We start from the raw sequence: 18,001 nt of genomic DNA on the forward strand, positions 1-18,001 counted from the left end.
AAAATCTATTATCAATTAGATCCACTTTATTCTATTAAGCTTTTGCATCCACTTTTCATTTTCTAAAATTCCAGTAAATTGACAAAAAAAGAGATTTTCAAACAAATTTGCACTTTTTAGAGAAATTTCTTAATTTTTATAAATAACAAAAACAAATGTTTGATCAAGTTTACTGTGGATATTTCTATCATTCACAGGAAATTTGGAATTTTTTTTTAAAATTTGGAGGATTTATATGAAATTAAAAAAAAAGTATCTTCTAGCAGCACTTGTTATCCTCGGTATGTCTTTGAATTTCAATAATGTTGTTGCAATCGGGGATGAAGGAGATGGAAATGCACTTGATATTCCAGGAATTGCTCGACCAGGAGATTTAATTCTTACTGCAGGAGGAAAATATGAAGATCTAATTCCGGGCCATTGGGATCACGTAGCTATTTATTTAGGTTATTCATACCACTACGATTCAGAAGCAGGATATTCACATTGGGGATATTTTGTAATTGAAGCAACTCCTGATGGTGTTGTATTTAATGACTGTTCTCGTTTAAATAAAGCGGATGAAGCGGAAATTCTTGGAGTTTATGGAGCTACCGACTGGCATCGTGCAAAGGTTTTGGAATATGCAAATGCTTATGCAACTGGAGCTTGGGAAACATCATGGTTTAGAGATTATTGGACTTGGGGCGCTAAAACTGAATATGATTATAATTATCTCTATGGTATGAGCACGTATAAATCCATGTACTGTTCTGAATTAGCTGCAAAGGCTTATGATTGGGCAATGGATGGTGCACCTGGCAATCCATGGGATTATAAATATGATAACAGTGATTCAAACACAAATACTATTGATGCTGATCCAGGTTGGAGTGGTTGGGATTATTATTGGGCATGTGCCCCTAGTGAGGTTCATGATTCTGCAAGAACCTACTTGATTGCTTATTCATCCTAAGAAATCTGTAAAGAAAGTTATTTTTCTTAAGTTTTTTCTTAAGTTTTTTTTACTTTTTTCTTATTTTTATTTTTGTGTTATAGTAAATTTATTAACCTAAAACTTATTCGCACCTAATGATGCTCATCTATTATTATTCCGTTTACAGCAATTACATATTCTTTGAGAATATGATATAATCGATTCATCTTTGATGGAATGGAAATATCCCGAGAAAATGAGGTCAAATGTACTTCAACTTCGTATTGACGTTTTCCATTAATAATTTTCGCACGAGGATGAGTTTTTATCCAAATTTCGGGATATTCATCCTTAATTGCATATATTAATTCAGTAAATCGACTTTCGCCAAGATTGATAAATGTAAAGCCGCTTTGAAAAAAATGCAAATCTTTAGTTAAAAATTGAATACGAGGAAGAACATGTTCAAGAAAAATTGCTTTTAATTCTTGAGGAACTCCTGGAAGAGCAATAATTTCAGTAAATCCATTTGTAAATTTTTTAGGAATCAAAACACCTGGAGCAACCCCTTCAGAATTAAATAGAGGAACAGCACATGTAGGCAGTTTTGCCATTTTATGATGTAAAGGATATTTCTTTTCTAGTATTTCTTTTGCATCTTTTTTGGATTTATTGAATCTCATAGCGTAAGATTTATAGATCATCTCTAATGCATCTTCATGTTCAACCAATTCTTGAAATGGATAAATTACTTGATTTATTCCATCAAGAGTTATATCATCAAAAGTTGGTCCCAAGCCACCAGAAGTGAAAATAAACAAGGGCTTACGAGATAGAGCATATCGAAGGCATTCTTTTATACGAATAATATTATCAGGTATTATTGTAATTTGAGATATTTTCATTCCAAGGGGGATAAGTTGATTAATTATAAATTTTCCATTTGTATCTTGCACCTTTCCAATTAGTAGTTCATTCCCGATAAGTATGATTTCGCACTCCATTTTAGTCGTAGTAATTATATGCAGAATGTCCATAAAAATGCTGTGAATTGAAGAATTTTTATTTTTCAGAATAGCAAAGAATCGCTAGAAAATCCTTAAAGGGAGTTCTTCGCTTTTCTCCTCACGCGATGACTGTTGAAATAGATGATAGTGGAACGGGTGATTTAATTGGTCCGGCCTTTATTTTATTCTGGCGCCGAGAAACAAATACCCTTGTAAAAAAAAGAGTACCCTTAGAATTATACCAGAATAAAAACTTCAACAATCTCACTAAAAGTTTTATTAGAAATTTATTTATCTCAACATTTCAAGAAATGAAAATCCCACAATCAGAAGATATTTGGTTATGTACAGGACCTTGTTTTGATGAAGCTCGAAAATGGTTAAAAGAAAATAATTACAATTATCATGATGCGAAAATTGAAGGATACTTACAAAATCAAGTAGAATCGACATACATTAATTATATTATCGAAAATTATGATTTTCCACGGGATAAAGCATCTATTGAAAGTGGAAAAGAACGATTTTTTACAATTTTTAATTGGGTAGTAGAGGATTATCCAAGAAGGAAAATTTTTGTTAAATCTGGTTTTGAAAAATGGCAATCAAAATGGAATAACGAAGCAGAATCCCTTTGGATGAAAAAAATGGTATCAGAAGGAAATCATATCAATAATAACATCAAAAGTAGTGCCGATAATAATAATATTGTAAAAACCAAGAGTAGTCATTCAAAATCAGTAAACACAATCGAAAATATCGATCTTAATATTAATAATATAAAGAATAATAAAGAAATAAAAAAGACTCAACAAAAGAAAAGTAAAAAAACATCAAAAAAATCAGTAAAAAAAAAGCATGTAAAACATAGAAATTTCAAAAAAAAGAAAAAGTCCTTTCAAAAAAAAAAATCAAAACATCCAAAATACTCAACTAAAAATGTTGATCCATATCAAAAGTTTTATTAATCACATCTCCATTAAAAAATAGTGAAAGATGAGAGTTTATTCAAAACTACAGCCAATTTCAGCATCTTCAACTATGTTTATCTCCAATTTGGGTGTATTTTTCCAATCTATCTTCTATTTTTATCAAGATTTAAATGCAACCAAAAAAAAGAAGAACTACAGAAATTATCTAAATAATCCACAAAATTACTCCAATGAAATCGAACTTTATTACAGTAATATGCAAAAAATACTAGATTCAGAAAAAAATTACGTGAATAACCATCAAGTATTCCCAAAGGTGATTAACTGTTCTATTTTTCTTCTTCATGAAAATTTAGTTCAAGTTCAATGGAATATAAAATTCAAAGGTATTTTTTCCTCAGGGGAAAATATTTATACGAGTTTTATCGATGAAGCAGAATTAGAATATCCTATCTCTTCAGTTTACCTATTTGATACTAAATTTCAAGTAAACACAGTCAGCACATCTTTGAAATATAGAATAAGCGAATCAAAGAATATAATTGAATATTGGGGTGAAAAGGGAGATTATTTAGATAATTTTGAAAGAATTTGTTTCATTAAAAGATAATCTTAAAAAATAATTGTATCATCGTTTTCTTCTCCATTTTTGGCAATATTTGATTTTGTAACATGCTTTACTGAAGATTCGATTTTACTTTTACTATTCTCATCATTGAGTGGCAAATAAATAGTAAATTTAGTAAATTTTTTTGACTCAGACTCAAATTCTATAAATCCTTTATGATTTTGAATAATATTCTTACAATATGCTAATCCTAAGCCTAAGCCTTGATATTTTTCACTTTCTCGCTGATTTGCTTTACTCTTTTTGGTAGTTACAAATGGCTTAAATAATTGAGATTGAAGATGTTTTTCGATTCCTATACCATCATCATAAAATTCAATTGCAATGAATGATTTCGATAAACCATTCTGATTAACATCTTGATGATAAATGCTTATTTCAATAAATTTTTCATTGGAAGAATGGCTATTACCGGGATATTTTTTCTGTAACGCAAATATTGAGTTATCAATAAGATTTACGAATACTTGTTGAATTTGATCAGATCTGACGATACATTGAGAATTAGCCACATTTATTTTAATATTTAATTTTATTTGAGCTCTTACTATCATAGGCTGCATTAGTTTTATTACTTTAAGTAAGATATGTTCCAAGTCTGCTTTTTCTGGAATATTTGATTTTGAACGAGTGAATTCAAGCAAATTTTTAGTAATTTTAGAAATTCTTTTACATTCTTCCATGATTTCTTGAAGAGCAGAATAATAATCATTATTAGGTGCAATATCTAAATGCCCATGTTCTGTAATTTCATCCAGAATTAAAGAAACATAGTTTTGAATTATCATAATGGGGTTATTAATTTCATGAGCCACTCCAGAAGCCATTTTCCCCATAAGTAAAAATTTTTCTGATTCAAACATCCGTAGGTATAAATCATTTGGAGATTGTAAAGGGTGAGCCATGTTCAAATATTCTTATCACATTAAGCCATATATAAATTATTCTTTGCAAAGAAAGGAGTAAAAAAGTAAAAAACCTATCAATAATATAATTTCAATTTCAATTTTAAATTCTTTCAAGATGAACTGCTTCTGATACTCCACCACCACCACAGAGTGTCGCCAGACCATGTGTTTTTTGACTGTGAATTAGTTCATATAACAAAGTAACCATAATTCTTGCTCCTGTACATCCAACTGGATGCCCTAATCCTATACCAGATCCATGAACATTTGTGATTTCCCTATTTAATCCCAATTCTTTCTCAACTGCAAGATACTGAGATGCAAAGGCTTCATTCACTTCAATTCTCTCAAATAGATCAAGAGAAACTCCAGTTCGTCGAATGAGATCTTTTACTGCAGGGATTGGACTTTCTCCCATGTAATATGGTGCAGTCGCACCCATTCCAATCCCAGCAATTCGAGCTAATGGTTTTATACCCAATTCTTTTGCTTTTTCTTCAGACATAATAATCAATGCAGCAGCACCATCATTAATTCCTGATGAATTTCCTGCTGTGACGGTTCCAGTTTTTCGGATAAAAGCAGGGCGCAAAGCAGCTAATTGATCCATTGTTAAATTTTTACGAAAATGTTCATCTTTATCCACGATCATTTCCTTTCGACGACTTTTAACTGTAATTGGTACAATTTCGTCGACAAATATACCTTCATTTGTAGCACGTTCTGCTTCATTATGTGAACGTAGTGCAACTTCATCTTGTTCTTCTCTTGTAAATCCATGTTTTTGAGCTAAAAATTCCGCAGTCAATCCCATAATGTAAGGTTTTCCCCGATAAAATTCATCAGGAAAATCTCCAGTCCCTTCAATAGGAAAAGGAACAAAATGACTTCCTGCATGTAAACCATGAATTAAACCATCTTTAAATGTCCTATCTTGCAATCGCGCACCCCATCGTGTCTCTTCACTTACAAAAGGTACATTCGACATTGATTCAACACCACCAACAAGTGCCACATCAGTCATACCTGCCATTATTTGCCAGGCACCTGAAACAACTGCTTCCATGCCTGAAATGCAAACACGGTTTATAGTTACAGCCGGTATTTTTTCAGGTAAACCAGCTATTAACTGAGCAACCCGTGAAATGTTTAAAGCGTCGACAGGTTCTAAACAACAACCAAAGCGAATATCACCTATTTCTTTAGGGTTAATTTTTGCTCTTGATACTGCTTCTTTCATTACATGAGCGGCTAATTTTGGAGCTGGTACATTTTTCAAAGAACCGCCAAAAGACCCTATTGGAGTTCTGCAAGCACTCACAATTACAACATTTTTATTCATTTTTTCCACCTCATCGATTTTTTTGCATTTTATTTAATCGATATGAATTTATTTTTATCTTGTTACTTTTAAGAATATTTTTTTATTTTCTCAAAATAAGGAAAGAGAAATATATTAATTTAAATGTAAATTGCAATGATACAAGTGTTATAGTTATGTGCGTTAATCTATATTTTATATAAAAATTGAAAGAAAAAACATAATTGGTAAGAAAAAGAAAAAATATTCTTTATTTTCCTGTTTTCCAGATAAATAAAATTATTGTTCATTATAAGGAGAAGCTCTTTCTTCTTCGGGGTTTGGTATTAGAAAAGAACCAAGGTTAATGACAACTAATACAACTCCTAAGAAAATTAACCAAATATAAAACCCTTTCACTTCAGTTTGTTGGAAAAATGAAATATGAACTTTCAAAGGATAATTTAATGAACGAAATTGGATTGAAATCTCATGAATTTCAGGTACAGGAAATTCTAAATGGACAGTTTCATTCGCTTCAATAGTATCTTCAAAAAGAGTAGTATCAATAGGTGCTGCAGAAATATTGTATGGAGTATCCACAATTCTATACATAAGTGTTACATTGGGAGTTATATCCATATATATAATGTCATTATCGCTAATTTTAATGGAATATAACGTAGTATAAGTATATATTTGCTCATTGGCGTCTCGGATATCTCCACTTTTATAGAGATCCATTGATTTTCCTCTCATTAATAAAAAAACAGGAAAAGATAACGCCACAATTACGAGAATTGCAATTGACCATTTTACGCGTGAATTTAATGCCATATTAATCACTATTTTTTTTAGGATTTCACATTATGTGTTCCCACATTTGTGGGAAAAATTGATGTGAATTAACCCGTTATGTATTCTAACGTTGGGAGAAATTTATACATACCCTTTCACTTATTTTAGGGTAATTGAAATAGGGAATGAACATATTTAAAGAAATCTTTTGAATATAAAAATCATTCAAATTTCAATGAATAATAATAAAGAATTGATAACTTGATTGAAATTTTTCTTATTTATTTGATTTATTAATTGCGTCATGCTTATCTTTTTTTAAGATATTAATTTTATTTTAAGATAAGAATGACACCAGCTTCAAAAAAAAGGGAAATAAGTAATACAAAGAAAAAGGGAAAAAAAAAAAACAATTTATCAACTTCATTTTCTAATTTATCAGATTTTATGAAAAAAAACTCAGTAAACTCTAATAAAAAGGAGAATAAAAAAAAAGAACCATCAAAATTACCTTCTAAATCATTTAAACAATCAATAAATAGAACAATAGAAAAACCATCACATAAAATAACACTTGAATCAAAATCAATAAAAGAATCAAAGGAGAAAAAGAAGAAAGTAATTTCGAACGAGGAAGTTAAAGAAAAAAATGAAGTTACAATCAAGGCAACAATGAAGGAATTTAAAGAAGTAATTCAACCAATAAGAGAACAATACGAAATACATAAAAAAAAGGCAAATGAAAAAACAGATAAAATATCATCTGACAAAAAAAGAAAATTGGATAAAATTTTTTATACTAAGAAATCAATTGATTTTGGAGATTATCTCTACAAAGATAAATATCCACGGAATCCTAATGAAAGTCAAAAGTCTTATCACCTTAGAATTTTACAGCAAGAGAATCAAATTGTTTCAAATTTCGAGAAAGGTATGCTTTTAACAGTGGAATATGACGGTCAACTTAATAAAGCTTTTGCTAAGTTCTATGATTTCAGCGATGACTCGATTAAAATTTGGATTGATACGACCAATCATCGCCCTTATTGTTATCACAAAGATTCACGTTCGAGTTTAAAACAAAATCAACAATTAACATCCTTTGCAGGATATGACGGAATGGAGACAGTCAAGAAATATGATCTTTTAGAGGATAAAGAAATCGAAATAACGAAAATATATGGAAAAACGCCTACAGATATTGGTGGGAAACAAGGAATTAAAGCTCTACTTGAAGGTGCTTGGGAAGCAAATATTCGTTATCATCATAATTATATTTATGATAGAGAACTTATTCCAGGTATGCTCTATAAAATGAAAGATGGAAATATTATTCCTCTTGATCCACAATTAGATCCTTCTTTAGATAAAAAACTACACAATGTGTTTAAGCAAGAAGTCCCAGAAATTCAATCTATGGCAAAAGTCTATCATCCAATTTTTTCTTCTGCCGTTCCATCACTGAAACGAATGGCTTATGATATTGAAGTGGAAGAGTCTGAAGATGGAAAATTACCAGATCCTACACTAGCGAAATATAAAGTTATCAGTGTATCATTTGCTGATACAGATGGAATTAAAGAAGTTTATTGCTTGAATCGCGAAGACTTAACAGATGGAGTCTATAATGAAAATTTCCCTGATGATGCAAAAGTGATTTTTTTCCAATCAGAAAGAGATTTAATTCTGGAAACCTTTCGGAAAATTTGGCAGTATCCAATTATAATTACCTTTAATGGTGATAATTTTGATAATTCCTATCTTTATCACAGAGCTAGAAAACTTAAAATTGACGAAACACTTAACCCCATTTTAACATCTCGTGGAGGTGGAATGGTTACAAGAAATACAGACTATAAACAAGGGATTCATTTGGATATATTCCAATTCTTCGCAAATAGAAGTATTAAAGGCTATGCTTTCGGTGGAGCGTATTTAAAAAACTCTTTGGAAGATATCGCCAGCAGCTTATTGGGTGAAGGAAAAGTCAAACACGAAGGGATTCTAATAGGAGATATGAACTTAGCAAATTTAATTCATTATAATTTAATGGATTCCATACTTACTTTAGAATTGACAACTTTTAACAATAATTTAATGTGGAATTTATTAGTAGTTTTAATGCGAATTACTCGATTACCAATGCAAGATCTGTTCAGATTACAGATATCTGCCTGGATTAAATCATTGTTACTCGCTGAACATCGTAGATTGAATTGTTTAGTCCCCAGAATGTCAGAATTAGAAGAAAGAGGAGGTTTTGATCGAACAAACACAGAGAAATTTCAAGGAGCCTATGTTATAGATCCAATACCCGGAATTCATTTTCAAGTAGCAGTTTTAGATTTTTCCAGTCTATATCCCACTACAATTAAGACCCGTAATCTTTCATATGAAACTATCAATTGTCTTCATCCAGAATGCAAAAACAACCGATTACCAGAAATTGGTTATTGGATCTGCACCAAGAAGATGGGGATTTTTGCTTCAGTGGTCGGATATCTAAGAGATGTGCGAGTTAATTATTTTAAGCCACTTTCTAATGATAAAACAGTTTCCCAAAAAGAACGACAAACTGCTATGGTTATGGCAAGCGCATTAAAGGTATTTATCAATGGTGCGTATGGCGTCTTTGGCAGTCCCATGTTTAATCTTTATTTTCGCCCAGTTGCTGAAGCCACAACCGCTTTAGGACGATATTCGATTCATGAAACGATCAAAAAATCGGAAAGTATAGGAGTAAAAGTTTTATATGGAGATACAGATTCGGTCTTTCTTCTAAACCCTTCTTCAGATCAAGTTAAGAATTTAATTAAATGGTCTAAACAAGATCTAGATCTTGATCTTGAACTTGAAAAAACATATCAGTTTTTGGCTTTATCAGAACGAAAGAAAAACTATATTGGAGTTCGTACAGGAGGAAAAAAAGTAGATATTAAAGGATTAATGGTAAAAAAATACAATACTCCAGAATTTATTAAAAAACGTTTTAAAGACGTGCAAGACGAATTAGTTACCATAACAGATCTTAAAACATTTCAACAAAAACGCAAAAAAATAATTCAAATTGTGCGATCTACTCTTAAATCGATTGGTAAACCTCCTGAAAAAGGAGGATTTCACATTGAAGATTACGCCATTACAGTAGTTTTAAGACGTGAAGTTGATACTTATACTAAAACTTCCCCACAACATGTCAAAGCAGCAAAGATGATGACCGGAAAAGAACAAGCAAACCTTGGACGCGGTAGTTTTATCAGCTATGTAAAAACTCGCAGTTCAGAAGGAGTAAAACCATTAAGTCAAGCAAGTATTGATGATTTAGACATCTCTAAATATAAAGATCTCGTAAGAAGCACTTTTGAACAAATTCTTGATCCTTTAGGAATTAACTACGAAGAAATCCAAGGAATAAAGAAACTCGAAAGTTTTTTCTGATTTTTTTCATTTTACTATCTATGACTGCGGGTTTATCCTGTCGCTTTCTTTTAGCACAATTGAATTTTAATGTGGGAGATTTAAAGGGAAATGAAAAAAAGATAAATTCTGTTTGTAGTTATGCACAGAAATCCCATGTAGATATCATAATTTTTCCTGAAATGGCGATATCCGGCTATCCAATCAAAGATTTGATTTTTGATCGGGATTTTTTAGAATCAGAATTAAAAAGTCTGACAAACATTGCTCAAAATTTTCCTGATCTCACAATTATTCTTGGTGGATTTGGACAGGAAAAAAACCCTAATCATCATCCAAGATATCAAAATAATGCATATATCTTAGCAGATGGTAAAATTCAAACATCCATCGCAAAACGTCTTACACCCACTTATGATGTTTTCGATGAAAAGCGCTATTTTTGGTCAGGTACAGATTTTACACCAGTAAACCTTCATGATTTAAATATAGGAATCGCAATATGCGAAGATTTATGGGATCATGACTATCAACTTGATGTAGCTTCAAAATTGGTTCAAAATGGAGCAAATTTCATCGTTTCAATAAATGGATCACCTTATCATATTCAGAAACAGAAAACAAGGGAAACTTTGATTAATGAAAAGGCAGCAAAACATAAGATCCCTATAATTTATTTAAACGCCGTTGGAGGTCAAGATGAACTTGTATTCGACGGAAGATCCTTTGTTTGCAATTCTAATGGTGAAATCATTCTTCGTGCCCCTTTTTGTCAGGAATCTTTAATGGTTTTAGATTATAATCTTCAAACGGAAGATTTTTCATATATTCCAGCTTCTAAATTACCAGAACATCGTTCTTTGTCAAATTCTATTTATAAAAATACTTTATACGATCCACCTCTTCCAGATCTTAACCCAGATCTTATACCTGATAATGCAATTTCAGATTTATTTTCGATAGAAGAAGAAATTTGTATTGCTTTAACATTAAATTTACGAGATTATTTTGTAAAGACTGGTGTATTTTCTCAGATTGTGGTTGGACTTAGTGGTGGAATCGATTCTGCTTTCACGGCCTATATTGCATCTAAAGCGATAGGATCAGCGCGGGTGATAGCACTACTGATGCCATCGAAGTATTCATCCTCAGGTTCGATTGATGATTCTATTTTATTATGTAAAAATCTCGGAATCAAATATTATATTCTCCCAATTACAGATTCACACGCTCTTCTTCGCAAACAATTCGATGAAATATTAAAAAATCCTGGAACTGAATATTATGAAGATTTAGCAGATCAAAATCTTCAATCACGGCTGCGAGGACTCTTTTTAATGTACTATTCCAATAAATATCAAGCTCTATTAGTATCTACTGGAAATAAATCAGAAATCGCCACAGGATACTGCACATTATATGGTGATACAAATGGAGGAAAGAATGTGCCAGGAGATTTGTACAAAACTCAATTGTACGAAGTCGTAAATTGGATTAATCGTGAAGAAGAAATAATTCCATTAGCGATAGTCACCAAACCACCATCTGCAGAGCTGAAAGAAAATCAAAAAGATGAAGATAATTTACCACCCTATTCTATATTAGATGAAATTTTGCATCTTCGAATAGACGAAGGTTATTCCCCACGTGAAATAATCGCCATGGGAAAAGATCCAGAACTAGTTCGCCGAATTGAAGAGATGTACACGCGAGCAGAGTTTAAACGCGCCCAACTTGCACAAACAATTAAAATAAATAAAAAGACATTCGGATCAGGCAGAAAAATTCCAGTTCTTAAGCGATCATTCTATTAAATGTTCTATTCTCTTTTTTTAAATTAAATATTAAGAGTATTAATGAATATTGCAAACTTATTCGCACCAGTTGTTTTTATTCCAATTGTCGAATTAAATGAGATATTATGGTCTCAATCTGTAGTCGCGTCAAGAAAGTATATTGCTGCGATAATTCGGAGATTATCTGAGAACGCATAATTTTACTGGATGATTTTGATTGTTGTTGAAGACTATTAATATATTCCTCGACTTTAGAAACTATTTCATCCATAACTTTTTCTGAAACATAGAGGTATTGCTTTTTAATTAACAAAACTAGGGGAGAAATCATCCATGCTTTTGCCATCTCATACAAAGCTTTATGAAGTTTCAGCTTATCAATTGTTATTTTGTTTTGAATTTCTGATTCAGTAATTGAAATTTGCGTTTTTAATAATTGTATAATTCGTCTATATTTTATTTTAACTAACATCCCTGGTGTTGTAAATAATAAATATACTAATATTAGAATAGTTCCCGCAAAGACGGTAAAAATTCCCCAAAAATTATTTACAAGAAGATATAAATAAAGACTAAGTCCTACCACAACTGCATAAAGAAGATAATCAACAATAGATTTCTTGATATTCAAAGTATTTACCTCAAGTATATAATAAATTATTATGTATTACTCTACTTTATTCTTTTTATCTGCATTAGTGATTAAGTGCGAATAAATTCAGAATGTTATTAATCAAGATCAAAGAGATTAAGATCAAGAGAGATCTATCAATCAACCAATCTATCAATCAATCAATCTATCAATCAACCAATCTATCAATTAATCAATCGACCATCAATCAAGATTTTAGAATAACAATATTATTCAAACTAGATGGTTGTTTTTTATGCAATTTAATCCATAATATAACACCTAATACTATAGGTATTGACAGCCCTCCATAAGTTAAAATTGCAAGCAGCTGCCAAATTACAGGTTTCTCCACAGAAATATTAAATATCAGATTAGGATATGAGCAATACCAATTTCCCACACGATCCAAAACAATAATCGCCGCTTGGTAGACAGATATGTTTGTGAAAACCAAAGATAAAGTATATTCACTTGAATTCGGTGTAGCTTGATGCATTATATAACTTTGCCAAGATTTGGAAGAAAAATTATCTGAACTAATAAAAATCCAAACTTCATGTACACCTGAATCTGAATCATATGGAGTTACAAAAAAGGAAGTTGATCTCCCATATTCAACCTTATTGGGATTTGTGCGTAGACTTGATTCCAATTTAGGCATTTTTGTATCCACCTTTAATGTAATTGTTCCATTTTTCATCTGCATGTTATGACCAACTAAGCGATAATCTATAGATGAAGTATTAAAAGGAAAAATAACTTGAACAGTACCATTTTCATCAGCAGTAAAAGTTTTATATATTCCATTGGATTGAAATAGGATTATCCGCCCATAGGGAACTGGGACACCTTCTTCATCTGTAATAGTAACAGGAGATACTGCTCCAGCATAAGGAGATTCAACAGCATTTGTTTCAATAAGTGAACTAAAATGGTGTGGAAGATCGGTGTAAATATCTACAGATGGATCCCCCAAAAGCATGTATGAAAACAATGATTTCCGTTCCATTTCAAAATATTTAAAATCAGATGATTTATTCACTAATTGGAACCAATCGCTGTTCACATATGCCACTTTTGACTCATATAACGCTTTACCTTGTTGATACATATGTTTTTCAAACATTTGCTGCATGAATAGCTTTAGTAAACCACGGTTATCTTGTGCTAATGCAGTATCGTTAGGATAATACCATGATATTCGCATAGATCCAACATATCCGATCCCACCAGTTGATGGTGCTTTAATAAATGCTTCTCCTAAGGATAACGGCGAATCAAAATCAAAAGCATTTGTAGAACAAGCATCAGCATATAAAAATGATGTTTTATTAAAATTCGTCAAATTGGGTATATCACTTGTCGTAAGCGCTGAAGCTGAAAAAAATGAAGTGGGACTTCCATGTCCAGCATATGCAATAATCGATTGACCTTGATTAACTGCATCAAGCACTGCTGCTTTTGATAATGGCTCAATTCGGCTATCATTAGGTGGAGTATAAGCTGAAGTATGCTCTTCTAAGTGGCGCCAATCCATTTGATCTTGAATAAAATTATCTAAAATATATTGATTCAAAATTGCTTCATCTTCACCATCTCTATCTCCTGAAAATTGACTAACGGGATCAGAAATACCTGAAATCGCCAAATATCTCTGCATCCACTCTCCAGGATTTAATACTTGTTCATAAATCATCGTTTTTTTAACAAGATCTTGTAATTCAGTGACATTATCTACGGGAAATCGCCCAACATATAATTCAGGAAAATAATCAACTTCAGGTATACCATTGTAATCATTATGTATTCCATCTTCTCCCCAATATTGATCTCCGTCAATATTCCAATCACCAGTTAAGTCTGCATAATAAAAATCTGTGGGTTTTAAATAGGCATTTCCTACAGCTTCGTGATCATTAACGATAATTCCATCAGGATTGTAAATATACCGAATGGGAATCAACTCTGTATCTCCCATCAACAACAACCATTTGATCGAATACTGTTGAGCCAACGAAATTAATGCATTACGAAGCTTCTCTGGAGTATCACGACCAGTATAAGAAGTATAATTATCTAAAATTATTACATGATATCCTAAAGTAGCTTTCCAATCTGCAAATTCTTGCGCTATGGGTAAAAATTCAGGATGCTCCGGAGGAATGACAAAAACCATATCATAATCCACCGTTTCCCATGGATTAGTGGATTGATTTATACTGGTAATTAACTCAGAAGCAGAAATTGGAGAAGAAGCACTATAAATACTTTGAGGTATTTCAAATTCCATTATTTTATTAGAATCAGTCGATATGGTGTCAATATAATTCACAATAATTAAAAAGAAGACGAATCCAAAGACAAACACTAATTTTTTTCGATTTTGAGCACTTATTCTATTAATATTTCTTTCATTCCACCATACCATCTTAAGTAATTCATTTCATTCCTTTCTTATAAGTTCAAGCCTTATATTGATCAACATTCTGCTTTTAAAAAGACCGGCATCTTATTGCATTTCGCTTTCACATTCAGCATTCATATCGAAAATTTTTAATGGTTGGGCATGTTATGAATTCTTGGTTTTAGCTAACTTATTTTAATCATGCCAGTGTGGCTTAGTGGCTATTGCCTTTTGGTAGCTTAAGCGGCTGACTTGTAATCAGCAGGCCAAGGGTTCAATCCCCTTCACTGGCTTAACTTTACTCTATTTTCTGAATTCTGATGATTTTAGTAAAATCTTTGAATTATTTATGATATAGTGTAATAGATCTCAACGTATTTTTATATGAAAAATTATATTTAAATAAAAAACTTATTAGCACAATTAAGAATGATCAAGATAGAGCGAGAGATCTTTTCGAACTTGTTCCTCTTCAAATAAAGCAGATAATACGTACTTTAAGACAAATTCTCTAATTCCTACTTGCAGCGGGATACCACTATAATATCGAGATCCTATCCAAAGTTGGGGAAAAATTTTAATAATATCTAAATATCTGGCCGCTAACGCTCCGAAAAGTAAACGATTTTCCCAATGAATAAAACGACGATTATGATTAAAGATATTCTGGTATTTTTTTATTGAATTTGATAGCTCATATTTCTTCCATTCGATTTCTCTGTATTTTATTGAAACAATACGAGATGCTAATGCAATATTTTGGTCAATTTGCGAGAGAAAAAACTCCGATTTTTGAGAAACAGTTAATTCCAAAAATTTTTGTAATCTATACTTGAATTGAAGATTTATGGAAGAATTTGTGGAAATTGGGAAAAATATGAATGCAATACGTATATTAGATAATTCAAACAATTCAGAAAGTTCAGGAATATCTTGAGAATTAAAAATATCGAGAAAAACACGAGACAAATTCCATGATTCAGCATTCAAAAATGATCCAAACACCCTAATTGGAAAACGCACTTCCAGAGCAGTTCCTTGATGATTATGCAGCTGGTGCCACTCACTTAATAAAAATATTTCATAATTACGACTATTTATCAAAATTGATGAAAGCTTATCGTTTTTCTTTACCACCTTTTTCTCCCTTAGGAAGACATAAAAACTCCGCATATTTGAAAATGCACACCCTAAAGATTTTTTGCTTCATTTGTCAATCTTTGATTTTTGTCGATACCAAACAGATAAAATAACGATATATCTTATTCACTTATCTATGAAATCCATGAAACTTTAAAACTCTTAAAAAAATATTCTTTTGAAAATATGGATTAGCGACGAGAGTTTTCTTGAAAATTGGCAATATATTCTTGAATCTGTTCCCATATTGCCTTTTTTTCTGAAAATTCTGGTAAAGTTGCATAAATCATCTCCAAATACTTTCTTTCTTGGCACATTTTTAATGAAACAGCAAAATTAAAATCAAACACCCAAGCTAATTGCAGGATTTTAAAATCCGTCATCGACCGTATCGCCGAAAATGGAATAGGAATTTGCTGTAAGAATGATGAGACAACAGAAGAAGATGGTTGACCTGTTGAAGGTAAATGTAATTTCAGTCTCTCACCCAATTCTTGGGGATAATCACGATAAATTGGACATGCTAAGTGAAAAACATCCAATTTATCTGCATCTCGAATCATTTTTGTAAAAAATAGTTCTCTATCATGCAAATCTGAGGGAATAGAAATTTTGTTGTGATATTTCACAGCAATGCATATTTCTCTTTGAATTGATTCTGGATAATTTTTCACAGGAGACTCAAATTCAATGATGTTTGCACCTAAATCTCCGTGATCTTCAGAAAGGGAATCATTCATAGTATGGTATTTGATGTATTGAGAAAAACGCGCCACATCATGCAATAATCCAATTATCTTTGCCTGCTCAAGATCATTAGAATTAGTTCGATTTGATTTGGCTAAAGATGTCGCAATTATTTCCATTTCTTTCATCACGCGATAAGAATGGGCATATTTAAGTTGAATAGCATCAAGATCATCCCCATTTAGAGGGTTGTCATGAAAAAATTGTTGATAATATCCATCAAACCATTCTTGAATGATATGAATCGAAAGGATATCAGATGTTTCAATACTTTTATTCTGTGGGTGCAATTCGTCTATACTAATCTTATCCATTAAAATAATTAAGGAACCATTCACCAAAAAGTTAACCTTAAGAATAAATGTAAATATCTGCAAAAAGCAGCAATTAGAAAAAAAAGTAATTAGCAATAAAAAGTAGTAATTACAAAAAAATGCGTTATCAACATCAAAAAGCGCGATTAAGAAAAATGACAATCAAATTTCGACTGATGAAAAATTTAATAATATAGAATTCTAAAAAGAATTAAAATCCATATAAGGAAATAGAATCCCAATAGGGAAATAGAATTAAAAAAAGAGAACAACATGTGTGTTTTTTAAAAATCATCCAAATCTAAAATCATAATTCCAATCATGGAAAGGATCAAGATAACTTTTTGCATTGGTGGTAACCATGACTCTACACCAAGAAGTGCCAACACCAAAAAAGTGATCGAAGCAGCTAAAATTAAAAAGACAAAATACTTATCAAATGTGATTGGTTTCGATTCTCCTGTATCAAGTGTAATTTTTCGATTCTTAAATCGCATGAATTGACAAAAGAAAGTATACAAATCCAATCCAACAACAAAAAGCGTAGCACCAAGTGGATGGATAAAGTGATTCTGAACTAAATCGTATGGATTCATTATCCCTAATGTACCTACTGCAATTGTAAGTAAAGATAATCCTTTGATAATATGTAAAATAGACTTTTCATTCTGAATGAAGTAAATCAGCGCCATAATAAATGCAATCATGCCACATCCCATGATACCTAATCCAAAAATATACATTGATGTGATATTAGGATGTCCTAGTAAAGTTTCTCGAGCACCAAATTCACTGATGAAATACTGCCAAAATTTATACTGATCAGGATAAAATACCCATGCTAAACCAATGGTAATAATAAAAACAATCATTATCAACCATATTAAGACTCGTAACAATTTCCGATTTATTGGTTTCATATTATAAACCTCATCACTATATTACCCGCTTTCTTGAAAAAGATTTCAGTTCTAAAAACATTTTTCTTGTTAATTTCCCTATAATGTAGTTATGGATTCTGAATTAGGTTCATGATTGCAAAGGCATCAGGTTTATTTAC

Annotated in this window: 14 protein-coding genes and 1 tRNA gene; 6 read left to right on the forward strand and 9 right to left on the reverse strand. The window is 31.4% G+C overall.

Going from position 1 to position 18,001, the window contains the following annotated elements; genetic code table 11:
• Window positions 1–235: 235 nt before the first annotated feature.
• The gene (locus tag ACXLDF_RS12575; protein ID WP_457558883.1) at window positions 236–955 is read left to right on the forward strand and encodes a YiiX/YebB-like N1pC/P60 family cysteine hydrolase; all 720 of its coding nucleotides are present in this window, start codon (window positions 236–238) and stop codon (window positions 953–955) included.
• 113 nt (window positions 956–1,068) lie between these two features.
• Here the strand turns inward: ACXLDF_RS12575 and ACXLDF_RS12580 are convergent, their stop codons facing one another.
• The gene (locus tag ACXLDF_RS12580; protein WP_457558884.1) at window positions 1,069–1,953 is read right to left on the reverse strand and encodes a competence/damage-inducible protein A; all 885 of its coding nucleotides are present in this window, start codon (window positions 1,951–1,953) and stop codon (window positions 1,069–1,071) included.
• Between the two features lie 95 nt (window positions 1,954–2,048).
• On the opposite strand from ACXLDF_RS12580, the gene ACXLDF_RS12585 reads away from it, so the two are divergent.
• Together ACXLDF_RS12585 and ACXLDF_RS12590 are read left to right on the forward strand one after the other, a co-directional pair.
• Window positions 2,049–2,891, forward strand: coding sequence for a hypothetical protein (locus tag ACXLDF_RS12585; RefSeq protein WP_457558885.1), 843 nt, complete (start codon window positions 2,049–2,051; stop codon window positions 2,889–2,891).
• 28 nt (window positions 2,892–2,919) lie between these two features.
• Window positions 2,920–3,465, forward strand: coding sequence for a hypothetical protein (locus ACXLDF_RS12590; RefSeq protein WP_457558886.1), 546 nt, complete (start codon window positions 2,920–2,922; stop codon window positions 3,463–3,465).
• A 2-nt stretch (window positions 3,466–3,467) separates the two neighbouring features.
• Here ACXLDF_RS12590 and ACXLDF_RS12595 read toward each other — a convergent pair whose 3' ends face one another.
• The 3 genes from ACXLDF_RS12595 to ACXLDF_RS12605 all read right to left on the reverse strand — a co-directional run bounded on the left by ACXLDF_RS12595 (window position 3,468) and on the right by ACXLDF_RS12605 (window position 6,528).
• A complete protein-coding gene (locus ACXLDF_RS12595) occupies window positions 3,468–4,388 on the reverse strand; it encodes a sensor histidine kinase (RefSeq protein ID WP_457558887.1) in 921 nt (306 codons plus the stop codon).
• A gap of 103 nt (window positions 4,389–4,491) precedes the next feature.
• Window positions 4,492–5,733: a thiolase family protein gene (locus tag ACXLDF_RS12600; protein WP_457558888.1), complete on the reverse strand. Its 1,242-nt coding sequence runs from the start codon at window positions 5,731–5,733 to the stop codon at window positions 4,492–4,494.
• Window positions 5,734–5,991: 258 nt separating this feature from the next.
• Window positions 5,992–6,528 (reverse strand): hypothetical protein, encoded by a 537-nt coding sequence (locus tag ACXLDF_RS12605; protein WP_457558889.1) that lies wholly within the window; start codon window positions 6,526–6,528, stop codon window positions 5,992–5,994.
• Window positions 6,529–6,936: 408 nt separating this feature from the next.
• On the opposite strand from ACXLDF_RS12605, the gene ACXLDF_RS12610 reads away from it, so the two are divergent.
• Entirely contained in the window at window positions 6,937–9,927 is a 2,991-nt protein-coding gene (locus ACXLDF_RS12610) for a DNA-directed DNA polymerase I (protein ID WP_457558890.1), read from the forward strand.
• Window positions 9,928–9,947: 20 nt separating this feature from the next.
• Window positions 9,948–11,720 carry an NAD+ synthase gene (locus ACXLDF_RS12615; protein ID WP_457558891.1) on the forward strand — a complete coding sequence of 591 codons (1,773 nt, stop codon included), beginning with the start codon at window positions 9,948–9,950 and terminating at the stop codon, window positions 11,718–11,720.
• A gap of 76 nt (window positions 11,721–11,796) precedes the next feature.
• On the opposite strand, the gene ACXLDF_RS12620 is transcribed toward ACXLDF_RS12615, so the two are convergent.
• Together ACXLDF_RS12620 and ACXLDF_RS12625 are read right to left on the reverse strand one after the other, a co-directional pair.
• On the reverse strand, window positions 11,797–12,333 hold the full coding sequence (locus ACXLDF_RS12620; RefSeq protein ID WP_457558892.1) for a hypothetical protein: 537 nt from the start codon (window positions 12,331–12,333) through the stop codon (window positions 11,797–11,799).
• A gap of 208 nt (window positions 12,334–12,541) precedes the next feature.
• Entirely contained in the window at window positions 12,542–14,764 is a 2,223-nt protein-coding gene (locus ACXLDF_RS12625; protein WP_457558893.1) for a C25 family cysteine peptidase, read from the reverse strand.
• Window positions 14,765–14,943: 179 nt separating this feature from the next.
• Between ACXLDF_RS12625 and ACXLDF_RS12630 the strand changes: the two genes are divergently transcribed.
• Window positions 14,944–15,033: transfer RNA gene (locus ACXLDF_RS12630), tRNA-Thr, on the forward strand.
• A 130-nt stretch (window positions 15,034–15,163) separates the two neighbouring features.
• Here ACXLDF_RS12630 and ACXLDF_RS12635 read toward each other — a convergent pair.
• From ACXLDF_RS12635 to ACXLDF_RS12645, 3 genes are all read right to left on the reverse strand, one after another.
• Complete coding sequence (locus ACXLDF_RS12635; RefSeq protein WP_457558894.1) at window positions 15,164–15,877, reverse strand: hypothetical protein; 714 nt, start codon at window positions 15,875–15,877, stop codon at window positions 15,164–15,166.
• Between the two features lie 194 nt (window positions 15,878–16,071).
• Window positions 16,072–16,941, reverse strand: a complete 870-nt coding sequence (locus tag ACXLDF_RS12640; protein WP_457558895.1) for an HD domain-containing protein — start codon at window positions 16,939–16,941, stop codon at window positions 16,072–16,074.
• A gap of 284 nt (window positions 16,942–17,225) precedes the next feature.
• Window positions 17,226–17,861: a hypothetical protein gene (locus ACXLDF_RS12645; RefSeq protein ID WP_457558896.1), complete on the reverse strand. Its 636-nt coding sequence runs from the start codon at window positions 17,859–17,861 to the stop codon at window positions 17,226–17,228.
• Window positions 17,862–18,001 lie beyond the last annotated feature (140 nt).

Source organism: Candidatus Harpocratesius sp., from assembly GCF_054039255.1.